Source organism: Burkholderia cenocepacia (assembly GCF_900446215.1).
In the GTDB taxonomy this organism is placed as follows: Bacteria; Pseudomonadota; Gammaproteobacteria; order Burkholderiales; family Burkholderiaceae; genus Burkholderia; species Burkholderia cenocepacia.
The window spans coordinates 591,417-608,061 of the sequence record NZ_UAQZ01000012.1 but is presented as its reverse complement, the minus strand read 5'-3'; the positions used below and the strand labels follow the sequence as shown (position 1 = coordinate 608,061).

Below are 16,645 nucleotides of genomic sequence, written 5' to 3'. Positions count from 1 at the left end.
ATATGTACCGTCGGATGACGCTTACTTGGCGTTGACCACGGCCATGATGTCTTCTTCGCGCATGACCAGCAGTTCCTGGCCGTCGACCTTCACGGTCTGGCCTGCGTACTTGCCGAACAGGACGCGATCGCCGACCTTCACGTCGAGCGCGATCGGCGCACCCTTGTCGTCGCGCTTGCCCGGGCCGATGGCCAGGACTTCGCCCTGATCCGGCTTTTCAGCAGCGGCGTCGGGGATCACGATGCCCGAGGCGGTCTTGGTTTCCTGATCCAGGCGCTTGACGATCACGCGATCGTGCAAAGGACGAAGGTTCATATTCACTCCTCTCTTGACTGAGATTGAAGAACGCTTAGGGAATCTGCCCGGCTCATCGCCCGGCAGAGAATTGTTAGCACTCTCGTGCAGCGAGTGCTAATTATATGGACGGGTTTTGACAAATTCAAGAAGGGGAACCGGAGGAATTTTCGGGGCGGCGGCGCAGCGGGGAAAACAGACAAAAGCGACAAAAAACCCTTTTAAAACAAAGACAAACCGAACACATCCTGCTCCGCCCGCGGGCTCGTGCGGCCCGCGCATCTCATCCAGCCCCGTTTGGACACCGGGTAAGCCCGGAGTTCCCGAGACCGCTGACATCGCATCGAAAAAACCGCACGGACGCCGATTTCGTCCGTCGCGACGCGTCCGTCACTCGGCTTCGCCGGGCCGATCCTCACGCATCGGCGCAGTCCGCGCCCGACAGCGGCCGAAAGGTCCTGCCGTCCGTCTCGACGGTCGCACCGAGCCGCCGTGCGAGCCCTTTCGCGCCTTCGCGCATCACGACGTCGTGATTCCACCGGAACAGCGGCCGCGCGAGCGGTTCCAGCCAGTTCATCCAGCGCGCGTGCGTGCGGATGTGCCAGTCGTAGCGCACGACGGTGCGCGCGCCGTCGGCGACGAACGACCAGCGGCCGTCGCCCTCGATCGCGCCGCTCGCATGGCCTTCGAGCGCATGCGGCCGCTCGACGCGCCGCACGCGCATGTCGAAGGTCAGCCGGTACGGCAGCGCGCCCTTCCAGGTATACCGGTGCAGCGCGCCGACGCCGCGCGCGTCGCCGGGCTCGAGCTCGACGGTACGCACGGCGCCCTTCCACCAGTCGGGCCAGCGGTCGACCTGGTAGATCGCGTCCCAGACCGCCGCGAGCGGCGCATCCACCCGCCAGGTCGTCGAAAACCGGTACTCCGCCATGCAGCCTCCGGCATGCGCGTCAGGAACGCGGATGGCGCGCCGTCAGGGCGCGAAGAAACGCTCGGGAAACGCGACGTCGATCTCCACGTCGTCGAGCGTCACGGTTTCGAGCGGCGTGTCGTCATCGCTCGCGTAGCTGATGACCTTCAGCGGAAAACCGTCCGCGGCGTCGAGCCACAGCCGGTAGCGATGCACGCCGTCGACCGCGTGCGCGGGCGCGCCCGTGACCAGCACGCGCAGCGCGGTCCGGCCACCGACGGCCTCCTCGCCTTCGGTCACCGTCGCGCCGCCCTGCTGCAGCGCATGCACGTTGCGCAGCAGTTCGCCGACGTCCGAGCGGTCGACCCGGTGGCCGGTGCGGTCGCGCACGAGCGGATTGGACGGCGACAGCGTCAACGCGGGCGGCGCATGCGTGCCGAACGGGCGCAGCCGCACCTTGCCGTCGCCGGGATCGTACGCGAGCACCGCGCCGCGATGCGGCGACACGAAATCCATCCGGACGAAGCCCGGTTTCAGGTACGCGTAGCGGATTTCGGTGTGCTCGCCGTCGCGCGCCGACGAGCGAATCGTCGCGCGGTACGAGCGGACGTGGTCGAAATGCGCCTGCGCGACGGTCACGGGATCGGCTGTCATGCTCGCTCCTATCAGGCTCGCGGCCAGCAACGCGGCGATCATGGCGCCGCCTCGACATCGAGCACGCCTTCCATTCCGCGCGCGCGATGGCTACCGAAAAACAGCAGCCGGTGCGTGCAATAGTAGGCGAACCGCCCCGGCTGCTGCGGCGTGAAACGAAACGTTCTCGGCGTCGTACCGAGTTCGGTATGCACCGCGATGCCCGCCTGCGGCGGCGCGTCGATCTCGAAGCTGTGCGGCACGACGCCGGGTTCGGCCGATACGGTCAGCTCGACCGGCACGTGCGCGCGGACGATCACGTGGTTGGGCCGGAAGAAATAGCTGCCGCCGACGATCGTCACCCGCTGCACGCCATCGGCATCGACCGGCACGCGCACCGGCGCATCGCCCTGCGCTCGCGCAAGCATCGTGCCCGCGACGCACGCCGCCAGCACGAACCCCTTCATCGTCGCCGTCTTCATTGCCTGCTCCCTGCGGGCGCCGCGCGTCATCCCTTCCACGCGTCGGTCGGGCCGCCCAGCGCACCGCATGCGTCGATCGCGAGTTCGCGCAGACGCCGTTCGTCGCCACGGCCGGACAGCGCATAACCCATGCCGCGATCCGACCCGAAATACGTGTAGCGACCGTCGGTCGACATCGCCCGCGGCGCGAGGCGGCGCGCATCGTATGCGGTCATGTACAGCGTCACGCGCGCGCCGTCCGCACGCTGGTACATGAGCTGCGCGGCCGGCCCCGCGTCGCCGGGCAGCAACCGGCCGCCCAGCAGCGCGTAACCGTATTCGTCGAGCGACGGCGCGCGCACCGGCCGGCCGATGCGCGCCGACAGCCACGCGGCGAGACGGGCGGGATCGGCCGCACCCACCTCCACCGGATGCTCGCGGTCGGCGGCGTACACGGCGTACGCGACATCGGCGCGCGCGGCGAACGCCGGTGCGCGGCCGAATGCCGCCCAGCCCGCATGCAGCGCGACGCCGATCAGCAGGCCGGCCGCCAGCCCCGCGAATGCATGCGCGACGGCGCGCCAGCGCGGCGCGCGGCGCTGCACGAACAACGCGGGCGCGGCACCCGGCAACGGGAACAGCGCCTTCAGCGCATCGCGCTGCGCACGGTAATGCGCAAATCGTTCGGCTTCCTGCGGATCGGACTGCAGGCGCTCGAGCATCTCGCGGCGTTCGTGCCCGGACAATTCGCCGTCCAGCAACGCGGACAGCAGTTGCGCCGACGCATCGTCGTCCTGCTGGTTCGAAGGCTTGCGCGGATCGTCCATCATGGCTTCCCGATCACCCGTAACGTGGCCGTGCCGTGCGCCGGCGGCGCGTCCGACAGCAACGCGCGCATCTGCGCGCGCGCCCGTGCGAGCCGCGACATCACCGTGCCGACCGGCACGCCGAGCACCTGCGCGGCATCGCGATAGCTCAACTCCTCGAGCGCGACCAGCAGCAGCACCTCACGCTGTTCGACCGGCAGCCGGTACAGCGCGCGCTGCACGTCGCGCAACTCCAGCCCGCCGACCGCGCCCGCAGGCGCGGCCATCGTCTGCCACGGCGCCGTCGCGTCGTCGACCGCGATCTCGTGCCGCGCGCGCAACTGGTCGATGAAGCGGTGCCGCAACAGCGTCAGCAGCCATGCGCGCAGGTGGCCGCCGTCGCGCGGCGGCCGGTTCAGCGCACGCTCGAGCGTGTCCTGCACGAGGTCGTCGGCCCATGCGCACTCGCCCGTCAGCGCACGCGCATAGCGCGTGAGATGCGGGAGCCACACCAGCAGGTCCGACTCATAGCTCATCGGGATGCCTCGCGCGTCGCCGCGCGGTCATGGCCGCGCGACGTGCCACATGCCGCCGATTCCGTCGCCGCCCGCGTCGCCAGCCTTGTGGTCCATCTTCCAGCGATACAGCGGGCGGCCGCGGTACGCCCACTGCTTTTTGCCGTCGTCGCGGGCGACGAGGCTCAGCGCGCCCGACGCCTTGTCGTACGCGTCGGCGAGCGCGGGCGGCCAGTTGGCCGCGCACGTGCCGTCGCACATGCTCTTGCCTGGCGCATCGCGATCGAATACGTACAGCGTCATGTGGGCTTCGTCGACCAGTTTCCCGTCGCCGGCCTGTGGCGGTTCGGCGGCCGCCGGCCGCACGATCGCCGCCGTCAGCGCGGCAGCGAAGATCATCCGTTTCATTCCCGTTCTCCTTGGCGTCGTGTCGCGACACGGCGCCGCCGGACGGGACGATCGGCTGCGTCGCGATCATTATCCCGCCGGCCGGCGGTGCCGGAACTCGGTATGTAAACGGACGGCGACGGCCGGTTATTCCATCCGGCAGCGCGACGAGCGGCGACGATCGTTCATGCGACGAAAGAAAGCGACAACGCGGCATGACATCGCTGTCATGCCGCGTTGCGCGACCCGTATTGCACGTCCGTTTCGCACGACGGCCGATGCAGCGCCGTCGTGCAGTTTCGGCCGGTTTCGGCCGCTTACCTCGGCAGTGCGCCGGTCAGCGACTGGAGCAGCGTCGTCACCGGTGCGAGCGGGTTGTTCGGCGAGCTGTTGCCCGAATGCGGCGTCACCGACAGGCTCGGCGCGGAACCGAGCGCCGTGCCCACCGACGTGCCGACCGCGTTGACGACCGTCGCCGTCGAGTTGGCCCCCGTCGTCAGCAGCGAACCGACCGCGCCGGCCGTACCGCCGGCCGCGTTCGCGCCCGCGCCGAGCAGGCTGCCGCCCGCCGCTGCCGTCGAACCGGCCGCCCCCGACAGCGCGCCGGCCGCCTGGCCGAGTGCCGCCGGGCCGGATCCGAGTGCGCCCGTCACCGAACCGAGCGCACCGGTCAGTGCGCCGGCCGGGTTGCCGCCGCCCGTCAGGCCGCTCACGAGGTTCGTGATCGGCGCGATCGGGCCGTTGCCCGCAGCGCCGGACAGCGTGCCGACCACCTGGTTCACGACGCCTTGCACCGGCGCCAGCGGGTTGGAGCCGCCGAGATTGCCGAGGGCACCCGTCACCGAGTTCAGCGCGCCCGTCAGTGCACCGGCCGGATTGCCGCCGCCGAGCGTGCCGACGACCTGGTTCACGACACCCTGCACCGGCGCCAGCGGATTGGTGCCGCCCAGTGCGCCGAGCGCGCCCGCCGCCGAGCCGACCGCGTTGCCGAGGGCGCCCGTGGCCGTGCCGATCGCGTTGCTCAGCGTGCCGGCCGGGTTGCTGCCGCCCAGTGTGCCGACGACCTGGTTCACGACGCCTTGCACCGGCGCCAGCGGGTTGGAGCCGCCGAGATTGCCGAGCGCGCCCGTCACCGAACCGAGTGCGCCGGTCAGCGCGCCGGCCGGATTACCGCCCGGCAGCGCATTCTGCAGACCGTTGACGAGGTTCGTGATCGGCGTGATCGGGCTGCCGCCGCCCGTACCGGACAGCGTGCCGACGACCTGGTTGACGACACCCTGCACCGGCGCCAGCGGGTTCGCGCCGCTGAGCGCGCCCGTCACCGAGTTCAGCGCGTTCGTCAGCGCACCGGCAGGATCGCCGTTGCCGAGCGTGCCGGCGAGCTGCGTGACGGCACCTTGCACCGGCGCGAGCGGGCTCCCGGCGCCGCCGACGTTGCCAAGCGTGCCCGTGATCGTGTTGACCGCGTTGCTCAGTGCGCCGGCCGGGTTGCCGCTGCCGAGCGTGCCCGTGACCTGGTTCACGACGTTCTGGATCGGGGTGATCGGGTTTGCGCCGCCGCCGAGGTTGCCCAACGCGCCGGTTACCGTGCCGAGGGCACCGGTCAGTGCGCCTGCCGGATTGCCGCCGCCGACGCCACCCAGTGCGCCGGTTACCGTGCCGAGGGCACCGGTCAAGGCGCCTGCCGGATTACCGCCGCCAACGCCGCCCAGTGCGCCGGTTACCGTACCGAGGGCACCGGTCAAGGCGCCTGCCGGATTGCCGCCGCCAACACCGCCCAGTGCGCCGGTTACCGTACCGAGGGCACCGGTCAAGGCACCTGCCGGATTGCCGCCGCCAACACCGCCCAGTGCGCCGGTTACCGTACCGAGGGCACCGGTCAGTGCGCCTGCCGGGTTGCCGCCGCCAACGCCGCCCAATGCGCCGGTTACCGTACCGAGGGCACCGGTCAAGGCGCCGGCCGGATTGCCGCCGCCAACGCCACCCAACGCGCCCGTCACCGTGCCGAGCGCGCCGGTCAGTGCGCCTGCGGGATTGCTGCCGCCAAGTGCACCCGTCACGCCGTTCACTACGCCTTGCACCGGCGCCAGCGGGTTCGAGCCGCCGCCAAGGTTGCCCACCGCCCCAGTGATCGTGCCCACGGCGCCAGTCAGCGCACCGGCCGGATCGCCACCGCCGATTGTGCCCGTGAGCCCGTTCACGACGCCCTGAACCGGTGCCAGCGGGTTCGAGCCGCCGCCGATGCCGCTCAGCGCGCCCGTTGCGGTGCCGAGTGCGTTGCTCAGCGTGCCGGTCGCCGTATTCAGCGCGCCGGTCAATGCACCGGCCGGGTTGCCACCGCTCAGGGCACCCGTTACTTGATTCACCACACCCTGAACCGGTGCCAGCGGGTTCGAGCCGCCACCGATGCCGCCCAGCGCACCCGTTGCCGTACCGAGCGCGTTGCTCAACGTACCGGTTGCCGTGTTCAGCGCGCCAGCCGGATTGCCGCCGCTCAACGCACCCGTTACTTGATTCACCACTCCCTGAACCGGCGCCAGCGGGTTCGAGCCGCCACCGATGCCGCCCAGCGCGCCCGTTGCGGTGCCGAGCGCGTTGCTCAGCGTGCCGGTTGCCGTATTCAGCGCGCCGGTCAATGCACCGGCCGGGTTGCCGCCGCTCAACGCACCCGTTACTTGATTCACCACACCCTGAACCGGCGCCAGCGGATTCGCACCACCGCCGATACCGCCCAGCGCACCCGTTGCCGTGCCAACCGCATTGCTCAGCGCGCCCGTCGCCGTATTCAGCGCCCCGGTCAGCGCGCCTGCCGGGTTGCCACCGCCGAGCGCCCCGGTCACCTGATTCACCACGCCTTGCACCGGCGCCAGCGGCTGCACCCCGCCGCCACCGCTGAGTGCGCCCGTCACCGCCCCCACGGCGCCGGACAGCACGTGTCCCGGATCACCGAGCGACGTCTGAATCGCCCCCGACCCGCCCGCCGTCACGGTGACCGAGCCCAGCGGCGACGTGCCCGTCGCGACCAGCCCGACCGACACGCTGTTCGTCGGCGGATTGACGATCACTTGCGGTATCGGCAGCGAGTCGAGCGCCCCCGCCATCGCGGAACCCGAAGCCAGCACCCCGAACACCGTCGCGACCGACAGCGCCACACCCGTCAATTTAAAATTCTGTCCCATCTTTATTTTCCCCATCTCGGTTGGCACTACGTTGACAAAGCATGGGGACGGATTGCACAAAGCGTGCCAATTCCAAAAACGGGATTGATTCGTCTGCCTAATGACCGGTAATAACGTTTTTTAATCGATTTCAGGCGAAATTCGTGAATTGCGGAGCCCGAATCGTCTGATGAAAAAGGTCGCCGGAACGCGGATGTAACGTAACGTTTGCGAGCCCCGTAGTAACGTGTTCCGGTACATTCCGCGTAACGTCGAAACACGCGGGCACGATGAGACCCCATACCGCCATGACGGCCTGCCCATTACGCATTTCAGCAATATGAAAATGCATTGATAAATAGCGAATTTGCTGATTTTCTTTTATCGCGCGATTTTCTTTCTTATCGATTACGCAGATCATTTACGATTGCGTGGATTTCGATAACCCGGATAGCAGAATGAAAAACTGTGAAGCATGCGCATGGCCACCGGCGCGTGCCGGCGGCCGAAGCCGCATCTGCGTGCCGCAGGCTCAGCCGAAGCGTGCGGGCCGGTACGGATGGGGATCGATATAGGTCGGCGCGCCCGTCATCATTTCGGCGAGCAGGCGGCCGGTCGCGGGCCCGAGCGTGAGCCCGTGATGGCAATGACCGAACGCGAACCACAAATGCCGGTGGCGCGGCGCGGGCCCGATCACCGGGCGCATGTCGGGCGTGCACGGCCGCAACCCGAGCCACGGCTCCGCGTCGAGCCGCTCGCCGATGCCGAACGCGTCGCGCGCCAGCGGCTCGGCGCGCGCGAGCTGCACGCCGGTCGGCGGCGCGTCGCGCGGCGCGATCTCGACGCCCGTCGTGAGCCGCAGGCGGCCGCCCTCCATCGGCGCGACGACGAAGCCTGCCTCGGTATCGCATACGGGCACGTTCAGCGGCGTGCGCGTCGGCCGGTAATGCATGTGATAGCCGCGCTTCGCGCGCAGCGGAATCCGGTAACCGAGCGGCGCGAACACCTGATCGGACCACGGGCCCAGCGCGACCACGGCCGAGCGTGCCACGAGCGGCCCGTGTTCGGTCCGGACCTGCCAGCCGTCATCCACCTGCACGAGCGTCGTCGCGTCGCCGCGCACGAACGTGCCGCCGTCACGCTCGAACAGCCGCGCATAGGCCTTGGTCAGCCCGCCCGGGCTCGACACGGTCTTCGGGTCCTGCCAGTGAAACGCGCCGCAGAAGGCGTCGCCGATACCGGGCTCGCGCGCGCGCAGCGCATGCGCGTCGAGCACGGTCATCCGCAGCCCGTGCGCGTCGGCCACGCGCTGCTGCGCGCGCGCTTCCGCGTCGAACAACGCGGGCGAACGAAACGCCTCGATCCAGCCGCCGTCGTGCACGAGCGGCTGCGCGTCGGTGCGCGCGAGCAGCGCATCGTGCTCGACGACGCTCGCCGCGACGAGCGGCAGCAGGTCGCGCGCGGCGGCCGCGAGCCGCTGCGGCGACGATTCGCGCCAGAAGCGTGCGAGCCAGCCCGCATACGCGGGCAGCGCGCGGTAGTCCCAATAGAGATCGACGGAGCGGTTGCGCGCATAGCGCAGCAGCGTGCCGAGCCGGCGCGGAAACGCATACGGCACGACCGACGAGCGCTCGATCAGTCCCGCATTGCCGTGGCTGGTTTCCTCGCCGGGCGCGCGCCGGTCGACGAGCGCGACGCGCAGCCCGCGATCCTGCAGATGCAGCGCCGACGACACGCCGACGATGCCGGCCCCCAGAACAATCACGTCGAAATCCATGGTTCCCCGCACTGCGTCGAGATGGGATGCGCCGTGCGCCGGCCCCGCGGCCGGCACGCGGCGGCGCTTACTTCGCGATGATGTCGCGCTTGAAGTACTTCTGCGACAGCGCGCTCAGCGTGCCGTCCTTCTTCAGCGCGTCGAGCGCGCCGACGATCTTCGCCTGCAGCGCCTTGTCGTTCTTGCGCATCCCGAAGCCGGTGCCTTCGCCGAGCGTCGCCGGATCCTTCAGCGGTTCGCCGACGATCTGGTAGTCGCGGCCGGCCGGCTTGTCGAGGAACCCGTCCTGCGCGGTCTGCGCTTCCTGCACGGCCGCGTCGAGACGCCCCGCGACGAGATCGGCATAGATCTGGTCCTGATCCTGGTACGACACGACGGCCACGCCCGCACTGGCCCAGTGCGCCTTCAGGAAATCCTCCTGCGACGAGCCCTGCAGCACGCCGACGTGCTTGCCGCGCAGGCTCGCGACGTCGGGCTTCAGCGGCGAGCCGTGCTTCGCGACCATCACGATCGGCACCACGTAGATCGCCGGCGTGAAATCGATGCTCTGCTTGCGCTTCGCGGTGATGTTCATCGCCGAGTTGATCGCGTCGAATTTGCGCGCCTGCAGCGCCGGGATCAGCCCGTCGAACGAATTCTCGACCCACACGCACTTCATGTTCAGCTTCGCGCACACCGCGTTGCCGACGTCGACGTCGAAACCCTGCAACTGGCCGGCCGGCGTCTTGCTCTCGAACGGCGGATAGGCGGCTTCGATCCCGAAGCGCAACGTGGTTTCCGCATGGGCCGTGACGGCCGCGCACGCGAGCGCCGCAGCGGCGCAGAGGGAAAGTTTCCAGTTCATGACGGTCCTTCTGTTCTGGAGTGTGGCGATGAAGATCGGGTCGTACGGCGCGCCGGGTCGGGCGCCGGGTCGGCATTCGACGCAGGTGGCCGCCGCATGGCGACGTGTCGGGTCCCGCACGCAGAAATATAGACTTAAAGTCTACTATAGACCATAGGGGATACGAGGAGATCGCGCTGCTTCTTCACGTCGAAATTTCGTCACCCGCTCTTAATACCGTTGATTTCATGGTGTTTTTTAGGACGACGGCAAAGAATCTCTGTCCCGAAAATAAAAATCCTCCCGATTTCATTTGTCTATATTAGACTTTTCGTCCATAACAGACCCCACCGGACGCCGTCTTTCGAGACTTTCTGTCCAGCCCGAACCGGAGATGTCCTCATGACGCAAACCGTCCCTACTCTGCCGCTGACCGTCGACGAGGCCGCGGTGCGCGCGGCGCTGCCGTCGCTCGACGTGCTCGGCACACTGCGCCGCATGTTCGCGTCGCTCGCCGCGGCGCGCGCGGTGCAGCCGCCGCAGACGCTCACGCTGTTTCCCGACCAGGCCGGCGACTTCATCACGTATCTCGGCGCGCTCGCCGACGCACAGGTATTCGGCGCGAAGCTGTCGCCTTACGTCGTGACGGGCGGCAAGCCCGACGGCAAACCGATCGTCACCGCGTGGACCGCGCTGATGTCGATGCAAACCGGCCAGCCGCTGATGTGGTGCGACGCCGGGTTGCTGACCGTCGAACGCACGGCCGGCACGACGGCGCTCGCGGTCGACTGCCTCGCGCCGCGCGACGCGCGCCATCTCGCGATCGTCGGCGCGGGCGCGGTCGGCCTCGCGCACCTGAAGCACACGGCGGCGCTGCGCGACTGGGACGCGATCCGCGTGTACTCGCCCGCGCTGGCCGGCAACGCGGCGCTGCAGGCGGGCCTCGCCGCGCTCGACCCGCGCACACGCGCGGCGGCGAGCGTCGAGGCCTGCGTGCGCGACGCGGACGTGGTGATGCTGTGCACGTCGTCGGGCACGCCCGTGCTCGGCGACGGAATGCTCACGCGCCCCGCGCTCGTCACGTCGATCAGCACGAACGTCGCGCGCGCGCACGAAATCCCGCCCGCGTGGCTGCCGGACATGGACGTCTACTGCGACTACCGGCACACGACGCCCGCGAGCGCCGGCGAGATGCAGATCGCCGCGGCCGAGCACGGCTGGGATGCCGGCCGGATCGTCGGCGACCTGCCCGCGCTCGTCGCCGGCAGTTGCGCCGCGCCATCGCGCACGCGTCACGCGTTCTTTCGCTCGATCGGCCTCGGGCTCGAGGACATCGCGATCGCGCACGCGCTGTACACGCATCTGACGCGTGCATGAGCGGCACGCGCACGCGGGGCCGATACAATGGCGCAACCGCCGCGGCGGCCGCGCGCGCGCACGGGCATGCCGACCGACGGTACGCCGGCTCGCCGGCCCGGCACGCTGCCCGGCGCCCGCCCACCCGAGATCGCGACACCGATGCGCAAGAAGAAATCTCCCGTCAAAGACCTGCTGCTCACCCGCTATGCGCCGATCGCCGACGGTATCGCCGCGCTGTTCTTCCCGTACGCGGAAGTCGTGATCCACGACCTGCACGACCAGACCGTGCTGTATCTCGCGAACAACCTGTCCAAGCGCGAGGTCGGCGACGATTCGGCGCTCGAGGAAATCGATCATTCGGCGCGCGAGCGCGTAATCGGCCCGTACGAGAAGCTGAACTGGGACGGCCGGCGCATGCGCTGCGTCAGCAACGTGCTGTTCGACGACGAAGGCCGGGCGGCCGGGATGATGTGCATCAACTTCAACATCGCGGTGTTCGACGAGGTACGCGCGACGCTCGACCTCTTCATCAAGGGCGCGGGCGTCGTCGCGCAGCCCGACGAGCTGTTCCGCGACGACTGGCAGGAGCGCATCAACACGTTCCTGCACGGCTGGCTGCGCGAGCGCCAGGTCGGGCTGAACGGGCTCACGCGCGAACACCGGCGCGAGCTCGTCGAGGCGCTGTACGCGGAAGGCGCGTTCCGCGGCAAGAGCGCGGCGAACTACGTCGCGAACGTGCTCGGGATGGGGCGCGCGACGGTCTACAAGCACCTCAAGCATCTGAAGGAAACCCAAGGCGACGCCTGAGCGCGACGCGGCGAGCGTAATGACGGCCGGCCCGGTCATCGGTACCGGGCTGGACTGCCGGTTTCGCGTCCATGCTTCGCGACAGGTGGGCGCGGCCCCTTCCGCACGGTCCCCCGGACGACGAAACGTCGAAACATAAAGTGATATAGTCTCGGTTACATTTTTTGCCGCCCCGGACCGCCCATGACGACCGCTCCCACCCCGACTGCCCGCCCGACCCTGACCGTCGAAATCTGGTCCGACCTGATCTGCCCGTGGTGCTGGATCGGCAAGCGCCGCTTCGACGAGGCGCTGGCCGCGTTCGCGCACGCCGACCGCGTCGACGTCGCGCTGCGCGCATACCGGCTGATGCCCGGCCAGCCCGTCGAGCCGGTCGAGGCGATGCTGGCGGGCAAGTACCGGATGTCGCCCGCGCAGGTCGACCAGATGCTGCGCCAGGTGACCGAGGCGGCGGCGAGCGTCGGGCTGCGCTACGACCTGCCCGGCACGCTCGTCGGCGACACGCTCGACGGCCACCGGCTCGTCAAGCTCGCGGAAGCCACGGGTCGCGCGCATGCGCTGACCGAGCGGCTGTATCGCGCGTATTTCTGCGAACACGGCTCGCTGTTCGATCATGCCGCGCTGACCGAATTTGCGGTCGAAGCCGGGCTCGAGCGCTCGGCCGTCGAAGCGGTGCTGCACAGCGACGCGCACCGCGACGAAGTCGAGGCCGACATCGCGCGTGCCGCGCAGATCGGCGGGCGCGGCGTGCCGCTGTTCGTGTTCGGCGGCCGCTACGCGGTGTCCGGCGCGCAGCCGGCCGACGCGTTTGCGCAGGCGCTCGACCGGGCGTGGCGCGACGGCATCGTCGAACTCGGCGGCAGCGACGCGGCCGCCTGCGGCCCCGACGGCTGCGAATTGCCCCGGTCGTAACGCGCCGCCCGCTGCACGCGCGCCGGGCCGGGCGCCACTACGCGACGCTCCTGCCACAAACCGGCAGGAAGCCCGCGCCGTCGACGTCTACAATGCATCCTTTCAAATAACTATCAGAAGGCTGCAGGCCCATGACCCACGGGATTCACGGCGAGAAGCGCTGGTACGCGCTGATCGTGCTCTGTCTCGGCGTGCTGATGATCGTGCTCGACAGCACGATCGTGAACGTTGCGCTGCCGTCGATCAGCACCGACCTCCACTTCACCGAAACGGCCCTCGTGTGGGTCGTCAACGCATACCTGCTGACGTTCGGCGGCTGCCTGCTGCTCGGCGGCCGGCTCGGCGACCTGTACGGCCAGCGACGCATGTTCCTCGCGGGCCTCGTCGTGTTCACGCTCGCGTCGCTCGCCTGCGGCCTCGCGCAATCGCAGGCGATGCTGATCGCCGCGCGCGCGGTGCAGGGGCTCGGCGGCGCGGTCGTGTCGGCCGTCTCGCTGTCGCTGATCATGAACCTCTTCACGGCCCCCGGCGAACGCGCCCGCGCGATGGGCGTCTACGGCTTCGTGTGCGCGGGCGGCGGCAGCATCGGCGTGCTGCTCGGCGGGCTGCTGACGAGCTCGCTGTCGTGGCACTGGATCTTTCTTGTCAACCTGCCGATCGGCGTCGCGGTCTACGCGATGTGCGTCGCGCTGCTGCCGCGCACGCGTGCGCCGGCCGGCACGGCGCGGCTCGACGTCGCCGGCGCGATCACCGTGACCGCGTCGCTGATGCTGGCCGTCTACGGGATCGTCGGCGGCAACGAGGCCGGCTGGCTGTCGACGCAGACCGTCGCGCTGATCGGCGCGGCCGTCGTGCTGCTCGCGCTGTTCATCGCGATCGAATCGCGCGCCGCGCATCCGTTGATGCCGCTCACGCTGTTCGCCGCGCGCAACGTCGCGCTCGCGAACACGATCGCCGTGCTGTGGGCGGCGGCGATGTTCGCGTGGTTCTTCCTGTCCGCGCTGTACATGCAGCGCGTGCTCGGCTACGGGCCGCTGCAAGTCGGCCTCGCGTTCCTGCCGGCGAACCTGATCATGGCCGCGTTCTCGCTCGGGCTGTCGGCCCGGATCGTGATGCGTTTCGGGATCCGCGGCCCGATCGCCGCCGGCCTGCTGATCGCGGCATGCGGCCTCGCGCTGTTCTCGCGCGCGCCAGTCGACGGCGGTTTCGTGTGGCACGTGCTGCCCGGCATGACGCTGCTCGGCATCGGCGCGGGCGTCGCGTTCAATCCGATGCTGCTCGCCGCGATGAGCGACGTCGACCCGGCCGATTCCGGGCTCGCGTCGGGCATCGTCAACACCGCGTTCATGATGGGCGGCGCGCTCGGGCTCGCGGTCCTCGCGAGTCTCGCCGGCGCCCGCACCGACGCGCTCGCGGCAGCGCGGGCCGCGCCGCTCGACGCGCTGAACGGCGGCTACCACGCGGCCTTCGCATTCGGCGCGGCGTTCGCGGCCGTGGCCGCGCTGATCGGGTTCGCGCTGCGGATCCGGCCGCCACGCGCGGTCGAAGGCGCCGGCCCGGCGCTGCACTGACCGTCGGCAGCCGAACCGGGAGCCTGCATCGAATCAGGGCGCGCAGTGTCGCGCCCTTTTTTGCGCGCGGCGGAGGCGCGCGGTTCGTCATATCTGTCAGGCTGACGACGATCCTCGCCCCCGGCTCAAACGCCCGTTTCACATCCCGCCGGCCGCCGCCCGCGCGAGCCTTCCCGGCCGATTTTTAACGCGGTCGTACATTGACGCGCCACTTTTGCGACAATGGCGGACTTTGATGCGCGCCGCCGCGGCCGCGCGCCGTCGCCGAACGCCGCATAACCGCCTGCTTCCGATGTCGCTTCCCCATATCGATCTGCTGTACTCCCTGTCCGGCCTGTTCGTCGGCATTCTCGTCGGCCTGACGGGCGTCGGCGGCGGTTCGTTGATGACGCCGATTCTCGTGCTGCTGTTCGGCGTCCACCCCGCGACGGCGGTCGGCACCGACCTGCTGTACGCGGCCGCGACCAAGGCCACCGGCACGCTAGTCCACGGCCTGAAAGGCTCGATCGACTGGCGCATCACCGGCCGGCTCGCGGCGGGCAGCGTGCCGGCCGCGGCGCTCACGCTGTGGTGGCTGCACACGCACGGGATGAACACGCCGGGCACCGCGCGGATGATCCAGCTCGTGCTCGGGGTCGCGCTGCTGCTCACGTCGCTCGCGTTGATCTTCCGGCCGCAGCTCACGGCATTCGCCGCGCGCAACCCGCTCGCGCCGAACCCCGCACGCACGCTGTGGTCGACCGTGCTGACGGGCGCCGTGCTCGGCGTGCTCGTGTCGATGACGTCGGTCGGCGCCGGCGCGATCGGCGTGACCGTGCTCCTGCTGCTGTATCCGCTGCTCGCGACGACCCGCATCGTCGGTTCCGACATCGCGCATGCGGTGCCGCTCACGCTGGTCGCGGGCATGGGCCACTGGCTGCTCGGCTCGGTCGACTGGTCGATGCTGCTGTCGCTGCTGCTCGGTTCGCTGCCCGGCATCGTACTCGGCAGCCTGCTGTCGGCGCGCGCGCCCGAGCGGCTGCTGCGCAACCTGCTCGCCGCGACGCTCGTCGCGGTCGGCGTGCGGCTCGTGCTGGCGTAAGCAGCCTCTCACGCCTGCCGAAAAACGCCGCCTCAGTGGGTACCCCCACAACCATCTGTCGCCTGTCTTGACGGACGACCAAGCGGTTTCACGACATACCGGTCAGCGCACGTGCAATAGGCAGGTATTTCTCCAGGATGCCCAGCATGGTGGCGGCCTCGGCTTTCGACACCGGCGGAAACGGCGAAACGTACGACGTGCCGTTGCGTCGCTCGTGGGCCTTCGTGATGAAGGCGAATTCCGGGGGGCTCACACCCAACGAGGTGGAAACGCGCTGGATAGCCAGATTGCGGCCGGCATCTTTGGTCCTCACCTCGTAGAACTCGAGAACAGCCTGTACGAGCTGGAAGTAGCCTTCGTAGGCCAAGGTAAATACCTGCAAATGCCGGGTGGGATCCAGTTCGTCGGCAGTGGCCTTGTAGTCCTCCGCATTGCGCAGGAAGCCCGCGATTGCCCCGGGCGTCGGCGCAACCGCCTCGAAGGCTCTCGTCTTGACGAGGTTTTCGTATTCGGTCGGACGCGGCATCACAGAATCCTCAAAGTCGGGCCCTGGGCGATCTGCGCGATAACGGGATCGCTATCGACCAGCGCGGCCCATTCGGCAGGTTCGTACAACGAGAAGTTGATGGGACGCCGCAGATCATGCTCGGCCGCGTGCAAGGCTTCGGATAGATCGAGAAGTTGGGCGTCGCCGATGACGATCAGGTCGATGTCGCTTCGGCTGCTGTCGGTACCCTTGGCCACCGAGCCAAACACGAAGGCCGTGGAAATATGCCCGGCAAAAGGCAACAAGGCGTCCTTCAACGGCTCCGCGACAGCGAACGTCTTTCGCGCGATCTCGACGAGTTCCGGATAGAGGACGAAGTCCGTATTTGCGCGGATGCTCCGCTGCCGGCCTCGGCGCGCGTCCTCCTTGAGTACGCCGGCCTCAATCAGCCGGTCTATCTGCTTTTGAGCGCTGCCGTGTCCACTGCTTGCCAGACGCAGCAATTCCTGCAGCGTAAAGCAGCGGTCGGGTTCTAGCAGCGTGGCACCCAGCACACGTTGCATACCGGGTGTGAGGAGAAAGTCGGCGACGCCCACAAAAATCCTTGGATCGGGGATGACTGTCCTCATTATGAGGATATTTCACCTAATCCTCAATAGAGGGA

At 68.9% G+C, this 16,645-nt stretch carries 18 protein-coding genes; 5 read left to right on the top strand and 13 right to left on the bottom strand.

The window, feature by feature from the left end:
- Positions 1–21: 21 nt before the first annotated feature.
- The 11 genes from groES to DTA15_RS20135 form a co-directional block, all read right to left on the bottom strand.
- Entirely contained in the window at positions 22–315 is a 294-nt protein-coding gene (gene groES / locus DTA15_RS20185) for a co-chaperone GroES (protein ID WP_004186661.1), read from the bottom strand.
- A gap of 394 nt (positions 316–709) precedes the next feature.
- Positions 710–1,225 carry an SRPBCC family protein gene (locus DTA15_RS20180; RefSeq protein ID WP_006485459.1) on the bottom strand — a complete coding sequence of 172 codons (516 nt, stop codon included), beginning with the start codon at positions 1,223–1,225 and terminating at the stop codon, positions 710–712.
- 42 nt (positions 1,226–1,267) lie between these two features.
- Positions 1,268–1,900 carry a LolA family protein gene (locus DTA15_RS20175; RefSeq protein ID WP_006485463.1) on the bottom strand — a complete coding sequence of 211 codons (633 nt, stop codon included), beginning with the start codon at positions 1,898–1,900 and terminating at the stop codon, positions 1,268–1,270.
- Positions 1,897–2,319, bottom strand: coding sequence for a cupredoxin domain-containing protein (locus DTA15_RS20170; protein WP_006485460.1), 423 nt, complete (start codon positions 2,317–2,319; stop codon positions 1,897–1,899). The genes DTA15_RS20175 and DTA15_RS20170 overlap by 4 nt, the downstream gene beginning before the upstream one ends.
- 26 nt (positions 2,320–2,345) lie before the next feature.
- The gene (locus DTA15_RS20165; RefSeq protein ID WP_012492912.1) at positions 2,346–3,128 is read right to left on the bottom strand and encodes an anti-sigma factor family protein; all 783 of its coding nucleotides are present in this window, start codon (positions 3,126–3,128) and stop codon (positions 2,346–2,348) included.
- On the bottom strand, positions 3,125–3,640 hold the full coding sequence (locus DTA15_RS20160) for a sigma-70 family RNA polymerase sigma factor (RefSeq protein WP_006490113.1): 516 nt from the start codon (positions 3,638–3,640) through the stop codon (positions 3,125–3,127). The genes DTA15_RS20165 and DTA15_RS20160 overlap by 4 nt, the downstream gene beginning before the upstream one ends.
- Before the next feature lie 27 nt (positions 3,641–3,667).
- Positions 3,668–4,027, bottom strand: coding sequence for a COG4315 family predicted lipoprotein (locus tag DTA15_RS20155; RefSeq protein WP_006490109.1), 360 nt, complete (start codon positions 4,025–4,027; stop codon positions 3,668–3,670).
- 296 nt (positions 4,028–4,323) lie between these two features.
- Positions 4,324–7,185 carry a beta strand repeat-containing protein gene (locus DTA15_RS20150; RefSeq protein WP_034178589.1) on the bottom strand — a complete coding sequence of 954 codons (2,862 nt, stop codon included), beginning with the start codon at positions 7,183–7,185 and terminating at the stop codon, positions 4,324–4,326.
- Between the two features lie 130 nt (positions 7,186–7,315).
- A complete protein-coding gene (locus DTA15_RS20145; protein WP_006487595.1) occupies positions 7,316–7,585 on the bottom strand; it encodes a hypothetical protein in 270 nt (89 codons plus the stop codon).
- Positions 7,586–7,696: 111 nt separating this feature from the next.
- A complete protein-coding gene (locus DTA15_RS20140; RefSeq protein ID WP_020979908.1) occupies positions 7,697–8,941 on the bottom strand; it encodes an NAD(P)/FAD-dependent oxidoreductase in 1,245 nt (414 codons plus the stop codon).
- 67 nt (positions 8,942–9,008) lie between these two features.
- Positions 9,009–9,785 (bottom strand): ABC transporter substrate-binding protein, encoded by a 777-nt coding sequence (locus DTA15_RS20135; protein ID WP_006486410.1) that lies wholly within the window; start codon positions 9,783–9,785, stop codon positions 9,009–9,011.
- A gap of 381 nt (positions 9,786–10,166) precedes the next feature.
- On the opposite strand from DTA15_RS20135, the gene DTA15_RS20130 reads away from it, so the two are divergent.
- The 5 genes from DTA15_RS20130 to DTA15_RS20110 all read left to right on the top strand — a co-directional run bounded on the left by DTA15_RS20130 (position 10,167) and on the right by DTA15_RS20110 (position 15,494).
- Positions 10,167–11,141 carry an ornithine cyclodeaminase family protein gene (locus tag DTA15_RS20130; protein WP_012492916.1) on the top strand — a complete coding sequence of 325 codons (975 nt, stop codon included), beginning with the start codon at positions 10,167–10,169 and terminating at the stop codon, positions 11,139–11,141.
- Positions 11,142–11,282: 141 nt separating this feature from the next.
- Positions 11,283–11,930 carry a helix-turn-helix transcriptional regulator gene (locus DTA15_RS20125; RefSeq protein WP_012492917.1) on the top strand — a complete coding sequence of 216 codons (648 nt, stop codon included), beginning with the start codon at positions 11,283–11,285 and terminating at the stop codon, positions 11,928–11,930.
- A 183-nt stretch (positions 11,931–12,113) separates the two neighbouring features.
- The gene (locus DTA15_RS20120) at positions 12,114–12,842 is read left to right on the top strand and encodes a DsbA family oxidoreductase (RefSeq protein WP_006485874.1); all 729 of its coding nucleotides are present in this window, start codon (positions 12,114–12,116) and stop codon (positions 12,840–12,842) included.
- Positions 12,843–12,973: 131 nt separating this feature from the next.
- A complete protein-coding gene (locus DTA15_RS20115) occupies positions 12,974–14,413 on the top strand; it encodes a DHA2 family efflux MFS transporter permease subunit (RefSeq protein ID WP_006485880.1) in 1,440 nt (479 codons plus the stop codon).
- A 292-nt stretch (positions 14,414–14,705) separates the two neighbouring features.
- The gene (locus DTA15_RS20110) at positions 14,706–15,494 is read left to right on the top strand and encodes a sulfite exporter TauE/SafE family protein (RefSeq protein ID WP_034178579.1); all 789 of its coding nucleotides are present in this window, start codon (positions 14,706–14,708) and stop codon (positions 15,492–15,494) included.
- A gap of 88 nt (positions 15,495–15,582) precedes the next feature.
- Here DTA15_RS20110 and DTA15_RS20105 read toward each other — a convergent pair whose 3' ends face one another.
- Together DTA15_RS20105 and DTA15_RS20100 are read right to left on the bottom strand one after the other, a co-directional pair.
- The gene (locus DTA15_RS20105) at positions 15,583–16,020 is read right to left on the bottom strand and encodes a hypothetical protein (RefSeq protein ID WP_006485879.1); all 438 of its coding nucleotides are present in this window, start codon (positions 16,018–16,020) and stop codon (positions 15,583–15,585) included.
- Positions 16,020–16,610 carry a nucleotidyltransferase domain-containing protein gene (locus DTA15_RS20100; protein WP_006494106.1) on the bottom strand — a complete coding sequence of 197 codons (591 nt, stop codon included), beginning with the start codon at positions 16,608–16,610 and terminating at the stop codon, positions 16,020–16,022. Before DTA15_RS20100 ends, DTA15_RS20105 begins: the two co-directional genes overlap by 1 nt.
- Between the last annotated feature and the right edge of the window lie 35 nt (positions 16,611–16,645).